Here is a 24,793-nt window from a genome sequence, read left to right as displayed (position 1 = left end):
GCTGCCTCTCCGCCAGCGCCGGGCTGGCTCTTCAGGCCTCACTACTGAGTAGTGCGGTGAGCAGCGCCACCGCGCCGCTCTTGTCGAGTGGGTTGTTCTGGTTCCCACATTTGGGCGACTGTACGCACGACGGACAGCCATCCATGCACTCACAGTGTGCAATCGCCTCACGTGTCGCCGTCAACCACTCGCGCGCCGCGGCGTAGCCGTGTTCCGCGAATCCGGCGCCGCCCGGGTGGCCGTCGTACACGAAGACGGTGAGGCAGCCGGTGTCGGCGTGCCGCGCGGTGGAGACGCCGCCGATGTCCCAGCGGTCGCAGGTGGCGAACAGTGGGAGCAGTCCGATCGACGCGTGCTCGGCCGCATGGGCTGCTCCAGGTACGTCGTACAGACCGAGCGCCTCGACCGCGGAGTCGGGCATGGTCCACCAGACGGCCTTGGTCCGCAGTGTGCGCTCCGGCAGCTCGAGGGGCTGTTCGTCCAGTACGTCGCCGGTCGCGATCAACTTGCGCTGGTACGAGACGACTTGGCTGGTCACCTGGACCCAGCCGCGCGACAGCTCCGCCGTACCCCAGGTGCAGGTCTCCTCGGTCGCCAGGATGCTGATCTCGGTCACGTCGCGGGCGAAGGTGGTGTAGTCCGGCGAGGCCGGCTCGACCACGGCGGCGTGGTTCTCGAGGTCCAGCGTCTGGACCAGGTACGACTCGCCCGCATGCACATAGACGGCACCCTCGTGGACCGACGTGTGCGCCGAACCACCGTCGACTGTGCCGAGCAGCCGCCCGGTCTGGTCCTCGACGATCTGCACCGTCTTGCCGCCGGCCGACCGGATGTCGATGGCGTCCACGGCGCGCTCCCGCCGCGTCCAGAACCATCCATGCGGTCGCTCACGCAACAGCCCTTGGCGGACCAACTGCTGGATCACGGTTGGCGTCGTACTGCCGAAGATGTCGTAGTCCGCATCGGTCAGTGGCAACTCCTGCGCGGCCGCGCACAGCTGTGGGCCGAGGACATACGGGTTCTCCGGGTTGAAGACAGTCGCTTCCACCGGTCGGCCGAAGATCGCGTTCGGGTGCCGGACCAGATAGGTGTCCAGCGGGTCGTCACGCGCCACCAGCAGAGCCAGAGCATCCCCACCGGCTCGGCCGGCCCGTCCGGCCTGCTGCCACAGCGATGCGCGCGTGCCAGGCCAGCCGGACAGCAGTACGGCGTCCAGTCCGGCGATGTCGATGCCTAGCTCCAGAGCGTTGGTCGCGGCAACGCCGGTGAGCTCACCACTTTGCAACATGCCTTCGAGCCGCCGCCGCTCCTCGGGCAGATAGCCCGCCCGGTACGCAGACACCTGGTCCATCAGCGAGGGGTGAACCTCCGCAAGGTTCTCGCGGGCTGTCATCGCGACTGTCTCGGCTCCACGCCTCGACCGAACGAAGGCAACAGTCCGCACACCGGACACGACCAGATCGGTCAGGATGTCGGCCACCTCGGCCGTCGCGGAACGTCGTACCGGTGCACCGTTCTCACCGCGCACCGCGGTCAGCGGCGGCTCCCACAGGCCGAAGGAGATGCCGCCGCGGGGCGATCCGTCGTCCACCACCTCCACCATCGGCAGACCGGTCAGCCGCTCACCGGACACTGCCGGCTCGGCCACCGTCGCCGATGCACAGATGAAGATCGGATGAGCGCCGTACTGCGCGCACACCCGTCGCAGCCGACGCAGTACTCCGGCCACATGCGCACCGAAGACACCGCGATAGTGATGGCACTCGTCCACCACGACGTACTGCAGGCAGCCCAGGAAGCGGGCCCAGCGCTGATGGTTCGGCAGGACCGAGCGATGCAGCATGTCCGGATTGCTCAGCACGTACGTCGCATGGTCGCGAGCCCAGTCGCGCTCACTGCGCTCGGAGTCGCCGTCCAACGTTGTCGGCCGCAGGCCGGGCACCGTGTACGACGACACTGCGCGAAGCTGGTCGTGGGCCAACGCCTTGGTCGGGGACAAGTAGAGAACAGACGCCACCCGTCGATGCGGTGACGCGGCCTGGGCGATGCTCAAGGTGGCAAAGGCAGGCAGCAGGTAGCCGAGCGATTTGCCCGACGCCGTCCCGGTCGCGACCACCACATGCCGGCCCGAGTACGCCGCCTCGGCGGTCGCGACCTGATGAGTCCAAGGCGCGGTGATGCCGGCGTCCGCGAGCTGCGCGAGAACCTCGGCGGGCGCCCAGCGCGGCCAGTCAGACGTTTGCCCCAGTCGCGCCGGCACGGTCTCGACATGCGTGAGCCGGTCGTCCCGGCCTGCTGCCAGACGCTTCAGCACAGCCGCCGCCTCACCACCTCCGCGCATACCGCGAGCGTAGTGCCGGCCACGGACAGCACGCGGCGGGAGTGCACGGGGCGTGTGCACGCGCCGGATGCACGCCTCATTTTGGGGAGGAAGATCGACTTCGGTTCGACGAGATGAAAGAGTTTTCGGCAACGGTCCTTCTCACGGTCCGTACATGGTTGAATGCAGCAGTTCACGGGATCGGAGGCCGAAGTGGATCTGTCGCTGACCGCGCGCGCCGAGGGCGGGCGCACCGTCATCGAGGTGGCGGGGGAGATCGACGTCTACACCGCACCGAAGCTCCGCGAGAAGATCGCAGCGCTCGTCGACGAAGGCGTCTACCACCTGGTGGTCGACCTGGAACGGGTGGACTTCCTGGACTCCACCGGTCTCGGCGTCCTCGTCGGTGGATTGAAACGGGTGCGCACCCACGACGGATCCCTGTCCCTGGTCTGTACCCAGGAACGGCTGCTGAAGATCTTCCGGATCACCGGCCTGACGAAGGTGTTCGACATCCATCCGGACGTCGCCTCGGCGATCTGACGACGTGACGACGAAGTGAAAACGTGTCCCCTTCAACACGAAGAGTGAGGTACCAGCTCGCGCGCTCGGGTATGGCGTAGACCACCCTGTCGTCAGGTCTGGTCGGATACCCGTTAGAGTGACCCACCGCGCCAAGTCTCTTTGGTGCTGTGCCGTATTTTCCCAACCCTTCGGTTGCGGCAGACGGGGGCCGTCAAGCCCTGAGGGGTTGCCTACAAGGAGGACGGATGTCCGCGCTGCTTGCACAAGCGGTGGATCTTTCGTCGAGCAACACCACACTGGTGATCGTCGTCGGAGTGATCGCGATCCTCGCGGTCGCCATTGCGATGGTCTTCCGGGGCCAGGTGCTTGCCGCGAACGATGGCACCGAGAACATGAAGACGATCGCCGCGGCGGTCCAGGAAGGCGCATCCGCCTACCTGAACCGGCAGTTCCGAACGCTGGGCGTCTTCGCCATCGTCGCGTTCCTGCTGCTGTTCCTGTTGCCCGCCCACAGTGACGGCGACAACGAGACCACGCTGAAGATCTTCCGCTCCGTCTTCTTCCTGATCGGTGCGGGCTTCTCCGCGCTGATCGGCTACCTGGGGATGTGGCTCGCGACGCGCGCCAACGTCCGGGTCGCCGCCGCGGCCCGCGACGAGGGCCGCGACCCCGCGATGCGGGTCGCGTTCCGCACCGGTGGAACCGTCGGCATGGCGACGGTCGGCTTCGGCCTGTTCGGCGCCTCGCTGGTCGTGCTGCTGTTCAAGGGCGACGCCCCGACCGTGCTCGAGGGCTTCGGTTTCGGTGCCGCCATGCTCGCCATGTTCATGCGTGTCGGCGGCGGTATCTTCACCAAGGCCGCCGACGTCGGCGCCGACCTGGTCGGCAAGGTCGAGCAGAACATCCCCGAGGACGACCCCCGCAACGCGGCGACCATCGCCGACAACGTGGGTGACAACGTCGGTGACTGCGCCGGTATGGCGGCCGACCTGTTCGAGTCGTACGCCGTGATGCTGGTGGCCTCGCTGATCCTGGGCAAGGCCGCGTTCGGCGAGCAGGGCCTGATCTTCCCGCTGATCGTGCCGGCCATCGGCGCGATCACCGCGGTCATCGGCGTCTTCCTGACCCGTCCGCGGACCGGTGAGAACGGCCTGCGCACGATCAACCGGGCGTTCTACATCTCGGCGATCATCTCCGGTGTGCTCTGTGCGGTGGCAGCGTTCGTCTACCTGCCGAGCAGCTTCAAGGACCTGACCGGCGCCACCGAGACGATCGCCGCGACCGACGGCGACCCGCGGCTGATCGCCACCGTCTCGGTGATCATCGGCATCGTGCTGGCGGCCATCATCCTGGCCCTGACCGGCTACTACACCGGCACCGAGGACAAGCCGGTCAAGGACGTCGGCAAGACCTCGCTGACCGGCGCCGCGACCGTGATCCTGTCGGGTATCTCGGTCGGCTTCGAGTCCGCCGTCTACACCGCCGTGGTGATCGCGGCGGCCGTGTACGGCGCCTTCCTGGTCGGCGGCACCGGTGTGGTCGCGCTGTTCGCGATCGCGCTGGCCGGCTGTGGTCTGCTCACCACCGTCGGCGTCATCGTCGCGATGGACACCTTCGGCCCGGTCTCCGACAACGCGCAGGGCATCGCCGAGATGTCCGGCGAGGTGGACGGCGAGGCGGCCCAGATCCTGACCGAACTGGACGCCGTCGGCAACACCACCAAGGCCATCACCAAGGGCATCGCGATCGCCACCGCGGTACTGGCCGCGACCGCGTTGTTCGGCTCCTACACCGACTCGATCCGGTCCTCGCTGGGCGACAACTACGCCAAGTTCGAGGCTTCCGCGCTGGTGTTCAACCCGGAAACCCTGGTCGGCCTGATCCTCGGTGCGGCCGTGGTGTTCATGTTCTCCGGCCTCGCGATCAACGCCGTCGGCCGCGCCGCCGGTGCGGTCGTCTACGAGGTACGTCGTCAGTTCCGCGACATCCCCGGGATCATGGAGGGCACGGGCAAGCCGGAGTACGGCAAGGTCGTCGACATCTGCACCCGCGACTCGCTGCGGGAGCTGGCGACTCCGGGTCTGCTCGCGCTGACTGCGCCGATCGCCGTCGGCTTCGGCCTCGGTGCCGGGGCGCTGGCCGGCTACCTGGCCGGTGCGATCGGTGCCGGCACCCTGATGGCGGTCTTCCTGGCCAACTCCGGTGGTGCCTGGGACAACGCCAAGAAGCTGGTTGAGGACGGCAACCACGGCGGCAAGGGCTCGCCCGCGCACGAGGCCACCGTCATCGGTGACACCGTCGGTGACCCGTTCAAGGACACCGCCGGCCCGGCCATCAACCCGCTGATCAAGGTGATGAACCTGGTCTCCGTGCTGATCGCTCCGGCTGTCGTCGGACTGTCGGCGATCGGCGACGACACCAACAAGCCGCTGCGGATCGGTATCGCCGTGGTCGCGGTCGTCATCCTGGCGGCTGCCGTGTTCGTCTCCAAGCGCCGTGAGTCGGTCATTTCCGACACCCCGGCCGAGGTGAACGCCGCCGCCTGAGCGCGGTAACACGCAGAAACGGCCCGCCGGTTTCCGGCGGGCCGTTTCGTATGGCTGGACCAGGACGGTCCGCCCTTTTACTGTCGTTGTACGACGAACTGCGCTACGCCGAGCGTAGGGAGGTAGCGGTGCCTCGACGACCGGCCACGGGCTCTGCTTCCCCGAGACGGGCGACGCTCGCCCGTCTCTCGGCGCTCCTGCTTCTCATCGTGGCGGGAGCGCTCGCAACTGCGCAGCCTGCGAGCGCGACCGCACAGCAGCCGGATGCCGACTATCTCAACGCCGCCCACCAACTCGATCTGACGATTATCCAGGCTGCCCACTCGGGGACGATCCACGGCCGGACTACGTGCTTGAAAAACGTCGCCGCCCAAGAGGAACGCGATCATCGCAAGCTGGCCGCGCAGCAGCTCGAGGTCGCCAATCAGTTCGGCATCGGGCTGGTGACACTGCCGTCGGCCGCGCAGCGTGAGCAGCTCGCCGCGCTCGCGGCCAAAGCCGGGACTTCCGGGTACGACGCCGCCTGGCTGGAGTTGCAGCGCCAGTTGCACCAGCAGTACCTGGCACTGGTCGAGGGCGAGCTGCCGAAGAGCGCCTCGCCTGCCGTCGAGTCAGTGGCCAACGGCGCCAAACCGGTCATCGAGATGCACCTGCGCACGCTGTCAGGTCCCTGCAAGGACGAGACCAAGCCGCCGGTCGTGTCGACCGGCGACGGCGGTCAGGTGGCCGATGCCGAGCGGACTCGGTCTCGGGCGGCGGTGCTGCTGTTCGGCGTCGGCGTACTTCTCCTTCTTGTCGGCAAGCCGGTTCCGGTCCGGCGGCGTCTGCTCGGAGTCGTAGCGGTCGGTGCCGCACTGGTCATGGTGTTCGGCAGGCCCGGTGACAGCGGGCAGGTCCCGGACGCGAGTGCGGCGGCCATGGACCGCGAGGCTGCCGTTCCGCCGGTGCGACTGAAGCTGCCTGGCGTCCTGGAGGCATCGGTGCAGCCGGTGGCGACCGCCGGCGACGGGCGGCTGCAGATGCCTGCGTCGGCGGCCGACGTGGGCTGGTGGGCGGCTGGTGCGGCGCCGGGCTCGGCCGGCGGTACGGTGCTGCTGGCCGGTCACGTGGACACGGCTCGCGGTCGCGGAGTGTTCGCCGCGCTCTCAGGGGTGCGGGTGGGCACCAGGGTTGCCGTGACGGCCGGGGGCGGAGACGTGCACTGGTACCGCATCGTGGCGCGCCGGACCTACCGGCAGGAAGCGTTGCCCGCGGACCTTTTCCACGGTGCAGTGAAGCCGCGGCTGGCGCTGGTGACCTGCACCGGCTCGTACAACCACACGACGCACCGCTACAGCAGCAATCTCGTGCTCTACGGTGTTCCGGTGGACTAGGCCGTGGCTGGCAATCCCGCGCCTACTGCGCGGGATTACCAGACACGACCTAGCCGCGGGGGCCGTTCTTTTGGTAGTCACTTCCATCTACTCCCAACCGAAGTACGGCCGGTCGTCGACTTTCGGCTGATGTGGGCGGGTGGCCGGATGGGGGATCGTCGGGGTCGTGGTCAGGGCTTTAACGGATGGTCGCCTGGCCCGGGCGGACGGCAGAATCAACCCACGGGTGGACACACCGGATCCGCCCCGGGTCCGATGTTCTGCACCGGTCCGACCTCGATACTGAACTCAATGCGACACCACCGCCCGACCGGGAACACTGGCGCCACCGAACGAGGAGTAGGCGATGATCGAGGCAAAGGGCCTCACCAAGCGATACGGCGCAACTGTTGCCGTTGACAACCTGTCTTTCGAGGTGAAACCCGGCAAGGTGACCGGCTTCCTCGGCCCGAACGGGGCCGGCAAGTCGACCACGATGCGGATGATCCTCGGCCTGGACACCCCGACATCCGGCGACGTCCGGATCGACGGCCAGCGCTACCGCGACCTGCACCAGCCGCTGACCAAGGTCGGCGCGCTGCTGGACGCCAAGTGGGTGCACCCGAACCGGTCGGCCCGATCGCACCTGGCCTGGATGGCGGCTTCCAACAAGCTGCCGAAGGACAGCGTCGACAAGGTACTGGAGATGGTCGGCCTGACCACGGTCGCGAACAAGCGGGCCGGCGCCTACTCACTGGGTATGTCGCAGCGGCTAGGCATCGCCGGTGCACTGCTCGGCGACCCTGAGGTGCTGCTGTTCGACGAGCCGGTCAACGGCCTCGACCCGGAGGGCATCGTCTGGATCCGCACCTTCATGCACCGGCTGGCCGATGAGGGCCGGACCGTGCTGGTGTCCAGCCACCTGCTGTCCGAGATGGCGCTGACCGCCGAGGAACTGATCGTCATCGGCCGCGGCCGGCTGATCGCCCAGAGCACCACCCAGGAGTTCGTCGACCGCGCCAGCGGTACGACGGTCAAGGTCCGGACCCCGCAGCTCGACCAGCTGGCCGGTGTGCTGCAACAGCAGCAGCTGGTCACTCGGATCGAGGACGTCGAGGACCAGGGCAAGGTCCTGTTCGTCGAGGGCGACCTGAGCACCGACCAGGTCGGTGAGGCCGCCGCCGCGCACGGCATCGTGCTGCACGAACTGACCCTGCAACGCGGCTCGCTGGAGCAGGCGTTCATGCAGATGACCGGGGATTCGGTCGAATACCACGCGCACGACGAGGTCGCCGCGGTGACCCAGCTCGAGGCGCCGACCGCCGCCGAGGTGGCTGCGGGTCCGAAGGAGGACAACTGACATGTCGGTGATCACAGTCGAGCGGATCAAGCTCTTCTCCACCCGCTCGCCGTGGTGGTGCATGGTCATCGCGGCGTTCCTGACCGTCGGTTTCGCCGCCCTCACCACCGGCTTCCTGAACTCCACGGACGAGCAGCAGGCGACGATCTTCATCACCCAGCCCGGCGCGCAGCTCAGCCAGATGGTGATGATGGTGATGGCGGCCCTCGCGGTCACCACCGAGTACCGCTTCGGCACCATCCGGACCAGCTTCCAGGCTGTTCCGCAGCGTGCCGCGCTGCTGCTCGGCAAGACCGCGGTCGTGGCCTTCCTGGCCGGGGTCATCGGCCTGATCGCGTCGTTCGGTGCCTGGGGCATCGGCAGCCTGTTCGCCGGCAACGCGGACCTGGCCATCAACACCGGGGCCGAGTGGCGGCTGCTGGCCGGCCAGGGCCTGATCTTCGCGCTGTCCGCGGTGATCGCGGTGGCGGTCGGCATCCTGATCCGGCAGAGCGCCGGTGCGATCGCGATCCTGATCCTCTGGCCGCTGCTGGTGGAGAACCTGGTCACGCTGATCCCCAAGGTCGGCGACGACCTGGCCAAGTGGGCGCCGTTCGCGAACGGCAGTTCGTTCCTGAACCAGGGCCAGGACTTCGGTCTGGCCGGCGCGGGTGCCGGTGGCAGCGACTTCGCCCTCGGTCCCTGGTGGGCCCTGCTGTACTTCGCCGGCTGGGCGGCGGCGCTTTTGGTGATCGCCCTGTTCACGGCGAGCAAGCGCGACGCCTGATCGCGATGACGACGATCCCGGCCGTGGTTGAGGGGCCCTGGCCGGGGTCGTGAGGCCCGGCCGGGCTGAGGGGTCCTGGCCGCGCTGAGGCCCGTGGAACGTCACGTTCCACGGGCCCACCCTTGCTCCGAGGCGGTCGCCGTACCGCTGCGTAGGGGTGGCGGGGGCGGCGGGAAAGCGTCTAGCCTGCCGCGCATGACCGACTGGGCGCAGGTGCGCGCCGATGAGTTCTCCGTCCCGACCGATCGTCCGCTCACCGAGCTCGTCGCCGAGTTGTCCGCGCTGCTGCGCTCCCCGGACCCGGTGCTGCGCGACGCCCAGGCGTACTCGATCCTCGCCACCTGGATCGGCCGCGGCGTACTGTCCGCCGATCAGCTGCGCGCGCTCGGCGACGAGATGGTGGTGCGGTTCGCGGACCCCGAGACGCAGGCCCGCACGTTCGCGCCGCTGATCCTGGACTGCATCGTCACCGCAGGTGTCTTCGAGCCGCACTGGGTGCCGCCGTTCGAACGCTGGTACGTCGCCGAGGAGGACCTGCGCGGGTACGACGCCAAGCTCGGCTGGCTGCACGCGATCGCGCACGGCTCCGACCTGCTGGGCGCCCTCGGGCTGCATCCGGCCGTCGAGCCGGTGCAGATGCTCCGGTTGGGCATAGGCCGCATTCTGACGCCGACACAGTACGTCCTGCGGGACATGGAGGACGACCGCCTCGGCTACGCTCTGGCGACCACCCTGACCCGCTCAGATCTCACCGAGACCGATGCCACCGAGTGGCTCGACCCCGCCGTCCGGATCCTCGCCAATCCGCCGAGCGAGGGCATCACACCGGAGGTCACCAACACCATCCGCACGCTGCGGGTCCTCTACCTGTTGGTCGACCACGGCGTTCGCGTGCCGAGCTCCGGCCCGGTCACGCAGATCCCGCACCGCGACCTCGTGAAGGCGAAGATCACCGAGGTCGTCCGGATGGTGACGCCGTACTATCTGTGAGCTTGCGGCGGACGGGTGTTGACTTGATCACATCCGCACCACAGCCGTCGAAGGATGAGACCCGCATCCGACTTTCGGCTGAGATTTCCCTGAAGTGTCCCCGAGGTACGGCGTGCCGCGGTCCAGGGCGATGTACAGGTGGTTTCCGGTAGATGCAGAGATCTCGTTCATGACAAGGTCTGTGCTGGTATTGCCGTGGTCCCCTCCCATGGTGGTGCCAACGCCACTACCGCAGTAGTGCCAACACCATCAGATCTGCTCCTTGGCAACGCTACTTTTTAGGTGACGAAAGCCGTCGGGGGCAAGCAGTTCAGAGAGGGCGCGTGGAAGTCATGGTTGCGACATACCTGAAGAGATGGGTCGGCAGCCGGATCTTGAACAGGACCACTCGCAAGGGTGGTCTCGACCTGTCGAAGATGCGGATGTTTCCCAGCCAGGTCTCGATGCCGCTGCGCCGTCACGGCGTGGACCCGGTGCCGGAGCTGGCCAAGGTGCGCGAGGAAGAGCCCGTGCACAAGCTGGCGCATCTGTTCGGGCTCAACGTCTGGGTGGTGAGCGGGCATGCGGAGGCCAAGTCCGTGCTCGCCGACTCGACGAACTTCAGCAACGACATCCGGCCGCTGGTCGGCTCGGACCCGAACAAGCCGTCGGAGGGGATCGGGGGGCTCGGGTTCACCGACCCGCCGGACCACACCCGGCTGCGGAAGCTGCTGACACCGGAGTTCACCAAGCGGCGGCTGGCGCGGCTGGAGCCGGCGATCGAGAAGATCGTCCAGGACCAGCTGGACCTGATGGAGGCCAAGGGTCCGGTCGCAGACATCGTGTCGGACTTCGCCTTCAACGTGCCGTTCCTGCTGATCGCCGACCTGCTGGGCGTCGAGGAGTCGGATCGCGACCGCTTCCGGGCGCTCGGGCCGGCGCGGTTCGACCTGTCCGGTGGTGGGATCGGGGTGTTCGGCTCGGCCAGCGAGTCCCGCGACTTCCTGTTCGAGATCGTCCGCAAACAGCGCAAGAACCCGGGCGACGGACTGATCGGGTCGATCATCCGCGAGCAGGGTGACGACATCGACGACGTCGAGCTCGGTGGGCTCGCCGACGGCGTGTTCCTGGGTGGTTACGAGACGTCCGCGAGCATGCTCGCGCTCGGCACGCTGGTGCTGATGCGCAACCCGGAGAACTTCGAGCGGATCCGCAACGAACCCGGGGCGGTCGACGCGATCGTCGAGGAGCTGCTGCGGTATCTGACCGTCGTCCAGGTGGCGTTCCCACGGTTCGCGCGGCACGACCAGGACCTGTTCGGCCAGCAGGTGAAGAAGGGCGACCTGGTCGCGGTGTCGCTGTCGGGGGCCGACCGCGACAAGGAGGTGTTCGGTCCGGACGCGGAGGAGTTCTGGCCGCGTCGCGCACCGGCCGCGCACCTCGCCTTCGGCCACGGCATGCACCGCTGCGTCGGCGCCGAACTCGCCCGGATGGAACTCCGGGCCGCGTTCTCCGCGCTGGCCCACCGCTTCCCCGACCTGTCCCTCGCCATTCCCGAGGAGCAGCTCAGGTTCCGCGACTTCTCCATCGTCTACGGCGTCGAGACTCTGCCCGTCCAGCTCCACGCCGCAGAGCCCGAGCAGGTGGCCGGCTGACGTGCAGTCCACCGAGCAGTACGCCGCCGGGTTGCCGCGGAAGCGGATGGCGGCGGGGGTGTTGTTCCGAGGTGAGGACGATCGCGTTCTGCTGGTGGAGCCGTCGTACAAGCCGAACTGGGAGCTGCCCGGGGGTGTGGTCGAGGCCAACGAGGCGCCGTGGGTGGCGGCGGCCCGCGAGCTGAAGGAGGAGCTCGGGGCGGAGCGGCCGATCGGGCGGTTGCTGCTGGTGGATCACGTGCACGCGTACGACGGCCGCCTCGAAGGCATGATCTTCGTCTTCGACGGCGGTGTCGTGACGGAGGCCGACCTGGCCGCGTTCACGTTCCCGGACGGGGAGATTCTGTCCGTCGGGCTCTACTCCCTGGCCGACGTACGCGCGCGGGTGAAGCCGCTGTTGGCCGATCGACTCACCGCTGCCCTCGCGGCCGTGCACGAAGGCACGACGGCCCTCTGTGAGCACGGCGTGCGCGTCGCCTGAGCTCTCAGCTCGGGGGGCTCGGCGTGCTTGGGGTGCTTGGGGTGCTTGGGCTCAGGGCGAAGCGGTCGGCGAAGGCGGAGAGTTGGTCGCGTTGCTCGGAGGGGTCCGGGCTCGACGTGCCGACCACCAGGCGGGTGACTCCCTGGGCGGCGTACGCCTCGAGCGAGGCAGGGGTCAGCTCGATCGAACCCCAGCGTGTGTAGTCGAGGGTGCGGTCGCCTGCCATGGTCTGAGCCAGGTCCCACTGGGCCGCGCGCTCGTCGCCCATCAGCGCGCCGCCGGCGAAGTACCCGTCACCGCGCAGTCCCGCCCGCCGGGCCGCGGCGCGGCTCGACCCGCCGACGTGGATCGGCAGCCGGGACAGGGGTTTCGGAAAGCTGTGGACGTTCTTGAACTCGAAGAACTCACCGGAGTAGCTGGCCCCGTCCGCCTCGTCGGACCACAGCAGCCGCAGTACGTCGATCGCCTCGTCGGCGCGGCGACCGCGGGTGCTGAAATCCACGCCGGCCGCCACTGCCTCACTCGGCAGAGCGCCGATGCCCACGGTGAGCAGTCGCATCCGCCCCTTCGAGAGCACGTCGATCGTCGCCAGCCGCTTCGCCAGCATCACCGGGTGGTAGTACGGCAGCAGCAACACTCCGGTTCCCAGCAGGATCCGCTCGGTCGCCGCAGCGACGTACGTGAGCAGGTCGAGCGGAGCGCCGTACGGCAGCGTCACCGGCAGTTCGGTACCGCCGAACGTGTCACCGGTCGTCAGCGCCACCCGCTCCGGCACGTAGATCCCTTCGAATCCACACGCCTCCGCATGCTGCGCGAACGCCGCCAAGTGATCCGGATCCACTCCGAACATGGTCGTGCTGTAGCTGACCGCGAACTTCATCCCGTTCCTTCCGCCGTGGGGCAGCACCTTAGAACGTTGCCCCCAGGGTCAAGGCAACTTACTCGCCGAAGAGGTTGTCCACGACACCGTTCGCGCCACCGAAGGTGTGGTTGACCGGGTTGCTGAAGGCGTACGGCACCTTGCCGAGGCTCTGGATCGGAGTCGAGAGTCCGTTGGCGTGGCCGACGGCGTACATGTAGGCGCTGCCGGTGTCGCGGTCGATGCCGGTGAGCAGGGTGCTCTGGGTGCCGCACCTGGTGGCGACGAGGGATTCGAAGCCTTGCCAGGTGGACGTACGGACGGCTTTGACGATCGGTTTCATGGGCGACGCGACCGGGATCCGGATCGTGTAGAGCGATCCGCCGCGGAGGGTGGCCAGCAGGGTGTCGTACGTCGCGGTGGTGCTGATCAGTGTCATCGCCTTGACCGCCGAGAACCCGGGGTACGACTCCGGGCGCGCCGTACGACCGGCCTTCGTGACCCAGCGATACAGAACACCGTCGTCGCGGAGGCCGTACAGGGTGCCGAACATGGGGTTGTGGGTCTCGCCCTGCTGGTCGCGGTAGTTGGAGGTCTGGATCTGGGTGAACCGATCCCAGCCACCACCGATCCGGCGCGTGCCGATGCTGGGCTGGGTCGGATCGGCATGCGCCCAGAAGATCTCGGCGTAGTACAGGGCCGATCCGCTGATGACGTTCCCGTACTCCCAGAAGCTCCCATCGATGGGCGACGTGTACCAGTTGGCGCTCGCCTTCACCGGCAACACCTGCCACGACTGCTCGGACGCCACGATGGTCGGTGGCCGCGTGGAGAACAACGCGGCCCGACCGTTCATCCCGGTCGCCGTGAACCAACCGACACTCTGCCGGCACGCGTCGTTCACCGCCGTCGGTCCCGCCGCGCTGGACGCCTTCGGCTTGACCTGCACCTCCGCACCCGCCGCCGGCCCCGCGCCCAGTCCTCCCACCAGCCCCAACCCCGCGACCGCAACCACTACCACTACCCGCCTGAGTTTCATCGGAATCCCCTCCGCTCCGATCTGCCGCACGACCACCACGACTCCCAGCCCCAGACACGCAGCCACCGACGGCTAGACCCCTCACCCCCTAGATGCCTGAACCCCCCGCAGAGTTACCAAACCACCCCACCCAGTCGCCGCAGCCACCGCCGGTCCACTGTCCGCAGTCTTCAGAGGATGCACCTGCACGCGTGGGGGAACCAGCTGTCTGCAGGCGTCGGGTTGTGGGGTGTGGGGAACCACTGGAGTTTGGTGAACTTTGGGGTCCGGAATGGCGGTGGGTAGTTTTGGGGTGGCACTAGGTGGTCGTTGGCCGGATCGGGTCGTGACAGAGGTGGGGGTGGGTGGTCACAATGGGCGGTCCGGCCCGAGGTGCGGGTGAGGATCAGGGGAGGCCGCCGGCGGGTATGGGGAGTGGCGAGATGGCGACGGGCGACGTACTGACCGCCCGGATCGCCGCCGCAATGACATCGGCTCAGTCCGGTGGGCATGCGAGCGCGGCTGCCGAGATCGAGCTGATCCGGGCCGAGCTGGGTGGCGTGCCGAGCTATCAGCTGGCCGCGGCGGAGTACGTGCGCGGTGTCTCGGCGCACCATGCCAGCGACGCCGACGAGGCGCTCAAGGCCGTCGACGCGTGTATCGCGGTCGCGAAGGCGATCGACGAGCCGGGCTGGGAAGCCAACGCCTTGGCGATCCGCATCATCAACCTCGCCCGCAGCGGCCGCGGTGGTGACACCGTCAACGACCTGGTCGCCGCAGAGCAGGCGCTGATCCGGACGAAGGATCCCGGCCTGGCCGCCTGGGCACACACAGGTCTCGGCTACGCGTACGACGTACTTCGCCTCTTCGAGCTGTGCATCCCGCACTACGAGCAGGCGGCCCGGGCGGACGCCGACGTGTTCGAGCTGGCCGAGTCGGAGGCGATCGACCGGCTGAATCTCGCCGAGACCTATCTCCGGTGGGCGCATGAGCTCGAGCGCCTGGGCGATCCGTCGTACGTCGGGGAGATCCGCGAGCGGCTCGGATCGGCGGCGTACTGGGCGCGTGAGGGTGAGCGGGTGATCGTCGACGACGAGAGCCAGGAGTTCTGGCGGTTGAGTGCGCGGCTGTGGCTGGCCGGCGCGGCGACCGACCACGATCCGGACTCGGCGGTGGCCGAGCTGACCGAGTGCCGCGACGAGATCAGCAAGCTGGGTGAGACCGAGCGGCTCGCGATCGCGGGCGCCTACCTGGCCAGGGCTCTGCAAGCACAGGGCAAGTCCGAAGAGGCAAGGGCGGCGGCCGATCGGGCCGCGGATGACCTGATTCCATTGGCGGATCCGGCCACGCACGTGCTGGTTCTGCAGACCCGATCGGAGATCGCCGCCGCGTCCGGTGAGCGGGGAGCCGTTGCAGGGTTGGAGTATGCGCGTTCGGAGGCGCGCGGTTGGTGGAAGGAGCGGCAGCGTGCGCTGACCGCCGTACGGCATGCGCTTGCCGCGCACGACCTTTCGGCGCGGCACGACGCTGAGTGGCATGCGGCGCGGCAGGATCCCCTGACCGGCGTGGGGAATCGGCGCGCGCTCGACGAGCGACTGACCGCGGCGCGTGATTCGGGGCGGGCTGTGACTGTCCTCGCGATCGATGTGGACAACCTGAAGGTGGTCAACGACACGTTCGGGCACGCCTGCGGGGACGAATTGCTGCAGGTTGTGGCAAACCTGCTGGTAGAACAGGCGCGAGCAACTGATGCCGTGGTTCGATCGGGGGGCGACGAGTTCGTCGTGGTGCTCGATCAGCCGGACGCCAAGGGCGGTGCGCTGCTGGCACTGCGGATCCGGACCGCGGTCAGGGCGATCGCGGCGGCGACGGACAAGCCGTGGCTGCGGCGGCTCGGTTTGAGCATCGGGTACGCCGCTACGGCGGAAGGTGTTGCAGTGGACCAGCTGATCGCGACGGCGGATCGGCGGCTGTACGGCGACAAACGTCGTCAGCGGTGAGGCAGGCACTCAGGGGAGGTTTCTTGCGCGAGACGTCGGGGGTGACGGCGCGGATCGCGGCGGCGATGACCCGGGCCCAGTCGGGTAATCCGGCTGAGGCGGCGACCGAGATCAACCGGTTGCTGGTCGAACTCGGGCCGGAGCCGACGCATGAGCGCGCCGCGGCCGAGTACGTGCGGGCCGTCGCGGCACACCACGCCACCGACGCGATGGAGGCCTTGGACGCGGTCAACGCCTGTATCCGGGTCGCGCGGGCGATCGACGAGCCGGGCTGGGAGGCGAACGCGATCGCGATCCGGATCGTCACGCTGATCCGTACCGGCGAGGGTGGCGACTCGGTCGCGGACCTGGTCGCGGCGGAGAACGCGCTGTCCCGGACCCGCGATCTCGGCCTGGCCGGCTGGGCCCACACCGGCCTCGGCTACGCCTACGATCTGCTCCGCCTGTACGAGCTGTGCATCCCGCACTTCGAGCTTGCCGCCGAGGGCGACCACGACCCACTCGGGCTGGCGGAGGCTCCGGCGATCAACCGGCTCAACCTGGCCGAGTCCAACCTCCGCTGGGCGCACGAGCTCGAGCGGCTCGGCGACACGTCGTACGGCGAGGAGATCGCCGAACGGCGGCGGGAGGCGCGCCGGTGGGCGGGTGAGGCGATCCAGGTGATCGTCGGCGCCGACCTGCTCGGGTACTGGCCGATCGCCGGCCGAATGTGGCTGGCCGCCAGCAACGACGACACCGAGGCCGCCGAGGCCACGGTGATCCTGAAGGACTGCCGGGACCAGTTGGCGAAGCTGGGCGACCTGGAGCTGGCCGCGATCGCGGGTGCCTATCTGGCCAAGGCGTACGCCGCCATGGGCCAACTCGACGATGCGATGGAGGCCGCGGACCGGGCCGGCACGGATCTTCCGCCGACCTCGGATCCGCCGGTGGAGGCGTTGATCCGGCACACCGCCGTACAGATCGTTGCCGAGTCGGGTGACGCGGGAGCCGCGACAGGCCTGCAGTACGCGCGGGCGATCACCAGAGGTTGGTGGGCGGAGCGGCTGCGCGGTCTGTACGCCGTACGGACCGCACTGGCCAACCATGAGTTGTCGATCAGACACGACGCGGAATGGCGCGCGGCGCGTGAGGATCCGCTGACCGGTGTGGGCAATCGGCGTGCGCTGGATGAACGGATGTCGGTGGCCCACGACGCCGCGCGATCGGTCGCGGTGATCGCCATCGACGTCGACAACCTGAAGGTCATCAACGACAGCTACGGGCACGCCTGCGGTGACGCGGTACTGCGCCGGGTCGGCCAGCTCCTGACCGAGCAAAGTCGTGCCGAGGACGTGGTCGCGCGCGCTGGTGGCGACGAGTTTGTCGTGGTGCTGGACAATCCGGACGAGCGCGGCGCGCGGGAGCTGGTCGAGCGGATCAAGTCCACGGCCGACCGGGTCGCGGCGAGCGCGGTCGAACCGTGGTTCACGATGCTGCGGCTGAGCATCGGCCAGGCCAGCAGCACCGACGGCATCGCGGTCGGCGAACTGCTGACCGAGGCGGACCGGCGGATGTACGCCGAGAAACGCCGCCGCCGCGGACAGGCCTAGTAGTCCAGGAACCCTTCCACCACCAGGCGACGGATCTGCGGCAGGTAGTCCTGCAGGACCTCCACGACCGGACGATCCAACAGGTCGGCGAGCGCGGCGAGGATCTGCCCGACAGTCAGGTCGCCGTCACACGCACCGACGAAGCCGGCCAGCACGGTGTCGACCTGCTCCGCCCGCCGCATCCCACGCTGGCGCCGCAACACGATGGCCGCCGGATCCTCCGCACCCGGTCGCCCGGTCGTCTCCTGGATCACGTCGTCCGCTACCACCAGATGCAGCCCGGTCAGGTCAGCCGGCGTTCCCTCTGCCCGCTCGAACCGGTGCAGTAGGTGCGGACCGATCGGCTGCTCGATCTCGTAAGGCCACTCCTCGGCGTCGAGCGTCCCTGCCACGTTGTGCAAGGTGATCCAGCCCATGCCGATCGCTTCCACGTCCTGCGCGTCCAGCCAGCGCATCCAGGCGTCGTACTGAGAGGTGTACGACGGTGTGCCAGGCGCACCGGCGTCGCGGAGCCAGAGTTCGACGTACTCGGAGGGGTCGAGCTGCTCGCGTTGCACTGCCCAGGCGGACCGATCGCCTGTCCACGCAGCGATCCGGTCACGCCAGTCCTCGCCGCGGACGTAGGTCCAGTTGGCGAGCAGTTGGCACCAGCCACCCTCGGTCAGGTGGTCCGGCGCCTGCCGCACCAGCTGCTCGACGAGGGAGTCGCCGGCGAACCCCGTCTCGCGGTACGTCAGCTGATCGTCGCCCGGAGGTGAGATCACGTACGGCGGGTTGCTCACGATCAGATCGAAGCGTTCGCCCCGGACCGGTTCGAACAGGCTGCCTTCGCGGACATCGAGCTCGATCCGGTTCAGCGCGCCCGTCCACCGGGCCAGCCGGAGCGCGCGGGGGTTCACGTCAGTGGCGACGACCTGGTTGACCCGGTTGGACAGATGCAGCGACTGGATCCCGCTGCCGGTGCCGATGTCGAGTGCCCGTTCGGCCTTGATCGGCACGGTCAGATTGACCAGGCTGAGGCTGGCTGACGAGATCCCGAGAGCGTAGTCGCTGCGCATCGGCTCGCGCCGCCCGTCCAGGCCGGGCGTCAGGTCCGCGATCACCCACCATTGCCGGTCGTCCTCGGCGTACGGCCTGATGTCGAGGCGAGCCCGAGCAGAACCGCCGTCGACCGCGATGATGCCGAGAGCAACCAGGTCGATACCCGGAAAAGCCCGCAGGGCAAGGGATTCCGGTACGTCGTGTTGTAGCAGGAACAACCGGATGATCGTGTCGAGGGGGTCGCCGGACGAGGTGCGCCGGCCCGCGAGAGTGGTCTCGTTGCGGGCCAGCGCACCGTTCGCCTGAGGACCCAGCCGGCCGGCCACTCCCTCAACCGTGTACCCGGCTACCGTGAACGCCTCTCGCAGCGCGTCCACGTCGCTCCCCGTCAGTCCGTTCACGCGCTCATCCTCCCACCACCCCCTCCGGCAAATTTCAGGGGACAACCCTTGAGCTTGCCCCTTCTCCCGCCGTATTTCGGCCAGAGAACCGGTCATTCGAGGGGACAACCGTCCTTCTGCACGTCACGGCCAGGACGGCGCCGGTCACCAGCCGGTCGTCTGCCGACGGGTGGTGCGCGGACAGGTGGTGCGCGGACAGGCGGTGTGCAGACCGACAGGTAGTGCAGTTGTGAGACGCCGTACGCAGGGCAACGCCTGCGCTCAGGTGCACTACGTACGGCCTGACACCTCCTGTCCGTCTGTACGCCGCCCCACACCCCAGCCTGAACCGACCACACAGCAGGCAAGGTGGACGGACAACCCCTGAAGTAGTCGGTTCTGCGGTCTGAATACGAGGGTGGAAGGGGGCATTTGGAGGGTTATCCGCTCAAATGCCCCTGTGGGTGTGGCGGGGTGGGTGAGCGTGGCGGGTGGCGGGTGGCGGGTGGCGGGTGGCGGCGTGGCGGGGGGAGTTGTTGGGGCGGCGGGTGGTGGGGTGGTGGGTCGTGCGGTGGCGGGGTGGTGCGGTGGGTGGCGTCGTTGGGTGGGTTATGGGTTGCAGGTCAGGTTGGCTTCTGCCCAGTCGGCATGATCGCTGGTGACGCCGTCGCCGCCGTCGGTGACCTGCAGCGTCAGCGTCTGGCCGCCGGTCACGTCCACCGAGACGCTCGCGGTCGGCGACGTACCGGTGAGCAGGTCCGAGGTGTACTTCGCGGTCCCGTCGACGAGGACCTTGAAGCTGACCTTGCCGCGGTCCTCCATCTCGTCGTCGATCCCGGCCTTGGCGGTGAAGGTCTTGCAGTTCCCGCCCATCCGGACACTCACCGACGACGCCGCGTGGGTCCCGAGACCCTTCGCGTACTGCACGCCGTCGAGGGTGATCGGCCCACCGTCACCGGCGCCGTCCTCGCCGTTGCTGTGGTCCCGTTCGACCGGACCCCAGCCGTTCGTCGAGTCGAGGAACTCCAGGTCGCTCACCCACTGCTCACCGGTCGGTGCCGGAGGCAACGGCTTGTCGGCGATCGTGGCGGCGAAGAACCCGAGCCCACCGCCGGGCAGCTTGATCGCCTTGACCGTCTTGCCCGGATCGAGCGGTACGGCGGTGTAGAAGACGCGATAGTCGGTCGTGGTGTTGGCGAGACCCGCCGGGGTGTAGCGACCCTTCACCGACACCGCCAGTTTGGCTCCACCGGTGGCCGGGTCCTGGCAGCACCAGTTGGGCAGCTGGAACGTGCCTTGGGATTCCGTCCCGTCGGCGTAGACGATCGTCACGGTGCCGCGGGCGTTGAGACTCGCGCCGGCGCCCAGGAGCGCGAGATGCGAACCGGTGCCGGAGACAAGGATCGGAGCGGGCTGGTTCTTCACCAGGTTGGGCGTTCCGGGTGCTCCGGTCGGCCAGGTGAACTCGGCATCCTGGACGGTCACCGTCGCGCCCGGCGTGTAGCCGGCCGCCGCGAGTGCCTCGCCGTTGTAGCTGTCGCCGGATCCGTCGAAGTTGCCTTGGGCATAGGTCGTTGCGTCACTGACACCGACCACGTTCGCTGCCTGGGACAACGATGCATAGGGCAACTGAGCCGTCGCGACCGCGCTGTTCGTGCAGCTCTTGCCTTGCGCAACGTAGGTTGCGGCCAGCTCCAGCGTGAAGCTCGCCGGCTTCACCTCAGCGCCGGGGGTGACCTGCAGCTTGGTCGTGACGGTCTGTCCAGGCCGGACGTTGTCGAACACCTTCTGCCCGGCGACGGTCCACCCAGCCGGCGGCTGGAGCGCGAGGTTCACGTTGCGCATGGTGGTCGGGCTGCCGTTGCGGAACGTGGCAGTGACCTCGGTCGCCTGGCCCGGAGCGTTCCACAACGACGGCGTGGTGAGCTCGGGTGTCCCGAAGGTGTTCGTCACGTCGGATCCACCGACGGAAGAGGTCCCGCTGAGCCGGACCACTGCGGTGCGTGCGGTGGAGATCGGCGCGGTCTGTACCCGGACGACTCCGTTTTCATAGGTCCAACTGGCCTTGCGGCCGTCCACGGTGACCTCGCGCGGTGCGGTGCCGGTGTGGACCGTGAGTTCGTACGGACGGGTTGCGGGCTTGCCGGCGTACGTCCCGACACTCGCGCCGATCTTCACTGTCACATCGCCGCGGGACTGCGTCGGTGCGTCCACGGTGAGGGTTTGCGTCGCGGACTTGGTCGACCGGGTGACCCGGTCGTCCTCGTAGAGGCTGAACGACGACTTGCCCTGCGGGTAGATGTCGAGCGTGAGCCGCTCGCCGAAGCCCTGCTCGGCCGCGGAGTTGATGCCCTGCTTCCACATCGGTACGACGGCACCGGCCTTCACGAACAGCGGCAGCGTGTCGAGCGCGGCGTGGTAGCCGTTGACGGTCGTAGGACCCTGGTAGACCCGGCCGGTCCAGTAGTCGACCCACTGACCCTTGGGCAGGTAGATCCCGCCCTTCACCTCGTCCGCACCCCACATCGGCGCGACCAGGAAGTCCTGACCGGCCAGGAACTCGTACTTCGTGGTGTCGTCCCAGGTCTTCGGGTCGTTCGGGTACTCCAGCACCAGCGACCGGTTCAGCGGTGCGCCGGTCCGGTGCGCCTCGGCGGCGTAGGTGTAGAAGTACGGCAGCAGGCGCTCGCGGAGCTTGAGGTACTTGCGGTTGATCGAGGTGTACGGCTCGCCGTAGGCCCACGGCTGCTTGATCGCCGGTGTGGCCCAGCCGGACATGGTCATGAACGCCGGGTTGAACACCTTCCACTGCATGTCGCGCACGTACGAAGTGGCGGAGCCGCCGAAGATGCCGTCCACGTCGCCGGCGCTGTAGGCGATGCCGGAGTTGCCGGAGCCGGTGATGGCCGGGATCTGCCACTTGATGGCGTCCAGCGAACCGCTGTGGTCACCGGTCCACTGCACCGCACACCGCTGCGCACCGGCCCACCCCTCCACCATCCAGGCGAAGCCGCGGGCGTTGCTGTACTGCTCGATGCCGTCATGTGCGGTGTCGCAGGCGCTCAGCGCGTGCCGGTAGCCCGGGCCGACCCAGGCGACGTCCAACTTGCGCACCCGCACTCCGGCCTCGCCGACCTCGTCCGGCTGGCGGTCCAGCGACGACTGCGTCCACAGACCCATCTGGATGTCGCGGTTGCGCAGTTCGTCACCGGTCTGCTTGAGCGCGGGGATCTCCCGCTTGCCCCACCAGGTGCCGTCGACCTGCTCGGAGTCGGTGTCGTCGGAGTAGCCGCAGCCGTAGTCGTCGTTGACCAGCATCCAGCCGCCGGGCATGTCCTCGTCCTTGAACCGCTGCGCGACCTTCACCGCGTCCAGCGTGGTCACCTTGTCCGGGTGCACCTTCCAGTCGTTGCTGGGGTCGGGGTCCGTCCCGTAGTGACCGCGGTTGTAGCAGTCCGAGTCGCCGTACTCGAGTCCGTAGATCGGCGGCATGAACGGGCGGCCGGTGAGCTCGGTGTAGCGGTCCAGTGAGGTCTTGAGGTCGCCGATGAAGTAGTACGCGTCGAACCGCTGCTCGTCGTGCTTGGTGACGACGGGGTCGGTGAAGCTGTAGCTACCGGGGCTGAAGGTGTTCCGCAGTACGCCGTACCCGGCCGTACTCATGTAGTACGGCGAAGCGTTCGGGTTGCCGCCGTCCTCCCAGTTGAAGTCGCGGGAGATGGTGATGGTCTGGTCCCGGTGCGAGAAGCGGCCGTTCTGCATGCCGCCGCCGAAGAACTGCTCGCTCGGTCCACGGCCCAGCGACTGAGTGGTGGACGTGTCGTCCCAGGACAGCGGCGCCGTTTCGGCCCAGACCAGTTGGCCGTTGCCGCGGTAGACGCTGAACTTGAGTGGGTGCTTCTGCGCGCGGACCTCGACCTTGCCGCTCGTGAGCGAGTAGTACGAGCCGCGGTCCCGCCAGGAGGTGTGCGGGGTGCCGTAGTCGGTCTTGGTGACGATTGTCGACGCGGGCTCGTTCGGGTCGGTGGGCGGCGTACCGGCCGGGTCGGTGAAGTTCCCGTCGGGCGCCAGCCAGAGCCGGAACACGTCGTCCTTCAGGAAGACGACCCGGACCTTCGCGGCACCGGCCGTCAGGGTGTACGTCGCCTTGTCGGCCGCGAAACCGGTGACGTCACCGAGCGCGGTGCTGTCGGCCTGCGCAGGAGCGGCCGTGTGCACGAGGGCGCCGGCGATCAGGGCCAAGGCGACTAATGAACGTTTCATGCGGGCGGAGATGTTCACGACTGCCTCACTTCACGCATCTATGAACAAGAGTGCGCTCATTGAAGCTCACCCGTCGGCAGTTGTCATCAGCTCGCCGTCATGAAGTTGAGACGAGGTCGCTATCACGGGGTGAAATGTGGCCGTGACGATGAGTCGCATGGCGAACAGGCGTCCCATCCGCACCACCAGCCACATGGTCACCAAGGTTGTGACGAGGCCTGTGACAAGGCGGGGTGTGCTGACGGCAGGGCTGGCCGCAGGCCTCGCGATGGCCGCTCCCGGCGTCGCCAGAGCCGTTCGGTTCGACCCGGACCAAGACGACCCCGACTTCCACCCGGTGACCTTCGAGCTACCGGCGCCGACCGGGCGCAAGGCGCTCGGCACGACCGCCGTCCACCTGATCGACCAGTCCCGGCCGGACCCGAGCATGCCGAGCGGCCGGCGCGAGCTGATGATCAGCATCTGGTACCCGGCCTCGGTGATCGGCTCGGCGCCGTTCGCGAAGTACATGCCGGCCCGGACCGCCAAGGAGGTGGACGACACCTGGACCGGTGAGTACGGCCTCGCACTGCCGCCCGGCTCGTTCGACTTCGCCGGCACCGAGACGCACTCGCGCATCGACGCGCCGATGCAGCCGATGCGGCACCCCGTCGTCCTGTTCTCTCCCGGCTATCAGTACAGCCGCTTTGTGAACACCGCCCAGGTCGAGGAGCTGGCCAGCCGCGGGTACGTCGTGGTGACGATGGACCACACCCACGAGACGCCGGTCGAGTTCCCCGGTGGGCGGTTCCTGCCCGGCGTGCCGGCGTCGCAGCTGCCGGATCCGGTCTTCACCCGGAAGGCGGTCGAGACCCGCACGGCCGACGCGCGGTTCGTGCTGGACCAGCTGGAGAAGATCGCCGCCGGGCAGAATCCCGGTGCCGAGGGCAACGATCTCCCGCCGGGGCTGGCGGCCGGGCTGGACCTGCGCCGGGTCGGCATGTTCGGTTTCTCGCTCGGCGGCTACGCGACCGCGAACACGCTGCTCGAGGACCGGCGGATCTCGGCCGGCCTGGATCTGGACGGCACCTTGCAGGACGACCTCGCGAAGGGTCCGCTCGGCGACGTCGCGCGTAAGGGTCTGGACCAGCCGTTCCTGCTGTTCGGATCGGACACCACGCAGCGGACCGATCCGGACCAGGAGAACTACGACAAGTCCTGGGCCAGTTTCTGGGCGGCGCAGCGCGGCTGGAAGCTCAACCTCCGGCTCGCCGGCGCCAAGCAGAAGGCGTTCACCGACTACCAGTTCGTCTTCGACCAGTTGTTCCGTGCGATCTACGGCGACGACCCGATCATCACCTCGGTGATGACGGCCCTCGTCGGCAAGGCCGACCCCGCGCGCAGCGTGCTCGCGCAGCGCGAATACCTCGTGGCGTTCTTCGACCAGACCCTGCGCCGCCGGCCCGGGCTGCTGCTCCGCGGCGACTCCCCGAAATACCCGGAGATCCGTTTCGTCCGCTGAGACGGCGTACCCTCGGGACATCTCGGGGGCCGGAGGTGGCCGCGCCGCGACGCGCGACGACTGTGGGTGGTTCGCCACTTTCTGAAACCCTGGGAGGCGGACCGGGGTGGCAGCGGTTACCGTGCGTTGAGAAATGTGTTGCCGTCGGCCGTACCCTGTCCTCGGACG

The 24,793-nt window shown here is 68.3% G+C and carries 16 protein-coding genes; 11 read left to right on the top strand and 5 right to left on the bottom strand.

Annotated elements, in window-relative coordinates; translation table 11 throughout:
- Positions 1-31: 31 nt before the first annotated feature.
- Complete coding sequence (locus tag E0H75_RS01245) at positions 32-2,341, bottom strand: DEAD/DEAH box helicase (protein ID WP_131511178.1); 2,310 nt, start codon at positions 2,339-2,341, stop codon at positions 32-34.
- Between the two features lie 162 nt (positions 2,342-2,503).
- Here E0H75_RS01245 and E0H75_RS01240 point away from each other — a divergent pair, with 162 nt between their 5' ends.
- From E0H75_RS01240 to E0H75_RS01205, 8 genes are all read left to right on the top strand, one after another.
- Positions 2,504-2,863 (top strand): STAS domain-containing protein, encoded by a 360-nt coding sequence (locus E0H75_RS01240; protein WP_272948868.1) that lies wholly within the window; start codon positions 2,504-2,506, stop codon positions 2,861-2,863.
- A gap of 227 nt (positions 2,864-3,090) precedes the next feature.
- The gene (locus tag E0H75_RS01235; RefSeq protein WP_131511177.1) at positions 3,091-5,391 is read left to right on the top strand and encodes a sodium-translocating pyrophosphatase; all 2,301 of its coding nucleotides are present in this window, start codon (positions 3,091-3,093) and stop codon (positions 5,389-5,391) included.
- Positions 5,392-5,441: 50 nt separating this feature from the next.
- Entirely contained in the window at positions 5,442-6,764 is a 1,323-nt protein-coding gene (locus E0H75_RS01230; protein WP_131511176.1) for a DUF4142 domain-containing protein, read from the top strand.
- A 346-nt stretch (positions 6,765-7,110) separates the two neighbouring features.
- Complete coding sequence (locus E0H75_RS01225) at positions 7,111-8,103, top strand: ABC transporter ATP-binding protein (protein WP_131511175.1); 993 nt, start codon at positions 7,111-7,113, stop codon at positions 8,101-8,103.
- Between the two features lies 1 nt (position 8,104).
- Complete coding sequence (locus tag E0H75_RS01220; RefSeq protein ID WP_131511174.1) at positions 8,105-8,869, top strand: ABC transporter permease; 765 nt, start codon at positions 8,105-8,107, stop codon at positions 8,867-8,869.
- Positions 8,870-9,064: 195 nt separating this feature from the next.
- On the top strand, positions 9,065-9,859 hold the full coding sequence (locus E0H75_RS01215) for a DUF2785 domain-containing protein (RefSeq protein WP_131511173.1): 795 nt from the start codon (positions 9,065-9,067) through the stop codon (positions 9,857-9,859).
- 374 nt (positions 9,860-10,233) lie between these two features.
- Positions 10,234-11,493: a cytochrome P450 gene (locus E0H75_RS01210; RefSeq protein ID WP_337589492.1), complete on the top strand. Its 1,260-nt coding sequence runs from the start codon at positions 10,234-10,236 to the stop codon at positions 11,491-11,493.
- 1 nt (position 11,494) lies between these two features.
- Complete coding sequence (locus E0H75_RS01205; protein WP_202872792.1) at positions 11,495-11,974, top strand: NUDIX domain-containing protein; 480 nt, start codon at positions 11,495-11,497, stop codon at positions 11,972-11,974.
- 4 nt (positions 11,975-11,978) lie between these two features.
- On the opposite strand, the gene E0H75_RS01200 is transcribed toward E0H75_RS01205, so the two are convergent.
- Entirely contained in the window at positions 11,979-12,854 is an 876-nt protein-coding gene (locus tag E0H75_RS01200; protein WP_131511172.1) for a TIGR03619 family F420-dependent LLM class oxidoreductase, read from the bottom strand.
- Between the two features lie 58 nt (positions 12,855-12,912).
- Positions 12,913-13,872, bottom strand: a complete 960-nt coding sequence (locus E0H75_RS01195; RefSeq protein ID WP_131511171.1) for a hypothetical protein — start codon at positions 13,870-13,872, stop codon at positions 12,913-12,915.
- A gap of 422 nt (positions 13,873-14,294) precedes the next feature.
- Here E0H75_RS01195 and E0H75_RS01190 point away from each other — a divergent pair, with 422 nt between their 5' ends.
- On the top strand, positions 14,295-15,851 hold the full coding sequence (locus E0H75_RS01190) for a GGDEF domain-containing protein (protein WP_131511170.1): 1,557 nt from the start codon (positions 14,295-14,297) through the stop codon (positions 15,849-15,851).
- A 23-nt stretch (positions 15,852-15,874) separates the two neighbouring features.
- Positions 15,875-17,440, top strand: coding sequence for a GGDEF domain-containing protein (locus E0H75_RS01185; RefSeq protein WP_131511169.1), 1,566 nt, complete (start codon positions 15,875-15,877; stop codon positions 17,438-17,440).
- On the opposite strand, the gene E0H75_RS01180 is transcribed toward E0H75_RS01185, so the two are convergent.
- Both E0H75_RS01180 and E0H75_RS01175 read right to left on the bottom strand, forming a co-directional pair.
- The gene (locus tag E0H75_RS01180) at positions 17,437-18,882 is read right to left on the bottom strand and encodes a DUF7059 domain-containing protein (protein ID WP_238162751.1); all 1,446 of its coding nucleotides are present in this window, start codon (positions 18,880-18,882) and stop codon (positions 17,437-17,439) included. The genes E0H75_RS01185 and E0H75_RS01180 overlap by 4 nt on opposite strands.
- A 588-nt stretch (positions 18,883-19,470) precedes the next feature.
- Positions 19,471-23,124, bottom strand: coding sequence for an NPCBM/NEW2 domain-containing protein (locus E0H75_RS01175; RefSeq protein WP_165553365.1), 3,654 nt, complete (start codon positions 23,122-23,124; stop codon positions 19,471-19,473).
- A gap of 220 nt (positions 23,125-23,344) precedes the next feature.
- Here E0H75_RS01175 and E0H75_RS01170 point away from each other — a divergent pair, with 220 nt between their 5' ends.
- The gene (locus E0H75_RS01170) at positions 23,345-24,625 is read left to right on the top strand and encodes an alpha/beta hydrolase (RefSeq protein WP_165553363.1); all 1,281 of its coding nucleotides are present in this window, start codon (positions 23,345-23,347) and stop codon (positions 24,623-24,625) included.
- Positions 24,626-24,793 lie beyond the last annotated feature (168 nt).

It is taken from the genome of Kribbella capetownensis (genome assembly GCF_004331485.1).
GTDB lineage: Bacteria > Actinomycetota > Actinomycetes > Propionibacteriales > Kribbellaceae > Kribbella > Kribbella capetownensis.
Note: the sequence above shows the minus strand (reverse complement) of the source record. Positions and strands in the feature narration are given on the sequence as shown.

What these genes read in the sequence shown, in the direction of transcription:
- E0H75_RS01245 (WP_131511178.1), bottom strand. Translation starts at nt 2,341, where the DNA reads ATGCGCGGAGGTGGTGAGGCGGCGGCTGTGCTGAAGCGTCTGGCAGCA.
- E0H75_RS01240 (WP_272948868.1), top strand. Translation starts at nt 2,504, where the DNA reads ATGCAGCAGTTCACGGGATCGGAGGCCGAAGTGGATCTGTCGCTGACC.
- E0H75_RS01235 (WP_131511177.1), top strand. Translation starts at nt 3,091, where the DNA reads ATGTCCGCGCTGCTTGCACAAGCGGTGGATCTTTCGTCGAGCAACACC.
- E0H75_RS01230 (WP_131511176.1), top strand. Translation starts at nt 5,442, where the DNA reads ATGGCTGGACCAGGACGGTCCGCCCTTTTACTGTCGTTGTACGACGAA.
- E0H75_RS01225 (WP_131511175.1), top strand. Translation starts at nt 7,111, where the DNA reads ATGATCGAGGCAAAGGGCCTCACCAAGCGATACGGCGCAACTGTTGCC.
- E0H75_RS01220 (WP_131511174.1), top strand. Translation starts at nt 8,105, where the DNA reads ATGTCGGTGATCACAGTCGAGCGGATCAAGCTCTTCTCCACCCGCTCG.
- E0H75_RS01215 (WP_131511173.1), top strand. Translation starts at nt 9,065, where the DNA reads ATGACCGACTGGGCGCAGGTGCGCGCCGATGAGTTCTCCGTCCCGACC.
- E0H75_RS01200 (WP_131511172.1), bottom strand. Translation starts at nt 12,854, where the DNA reads ATGAAGTTCGCGGTCAGCTACAGCACGACCATGTTCGGAGTGGATCCG.
- E0H75_RS01195 (WP_131511171.1), bottom strand. Translation starts at nt 13,872, where the DNA reads ATGAAACTCAGGCGGGTAGTGGTAGTGGTTGCGGTCGCGGGGTTGGGG.
- E0H75_RS01190 (WP_131511170.1), top strand. Translation starts at nt 14,295, where the DNA reads ATGGCGACGGGCGACGTACTGACCGCCCGGATCGCCGCCGCAATGACA.
- E0H75_RS01175 (WP_165553365.1), bottom strand. Translation starts at nt 23,124, where the DNA reads ATGAAACGTTCATTAGTCGCCTTGGCCCTGATCGCCGGCGCCCTCGTG.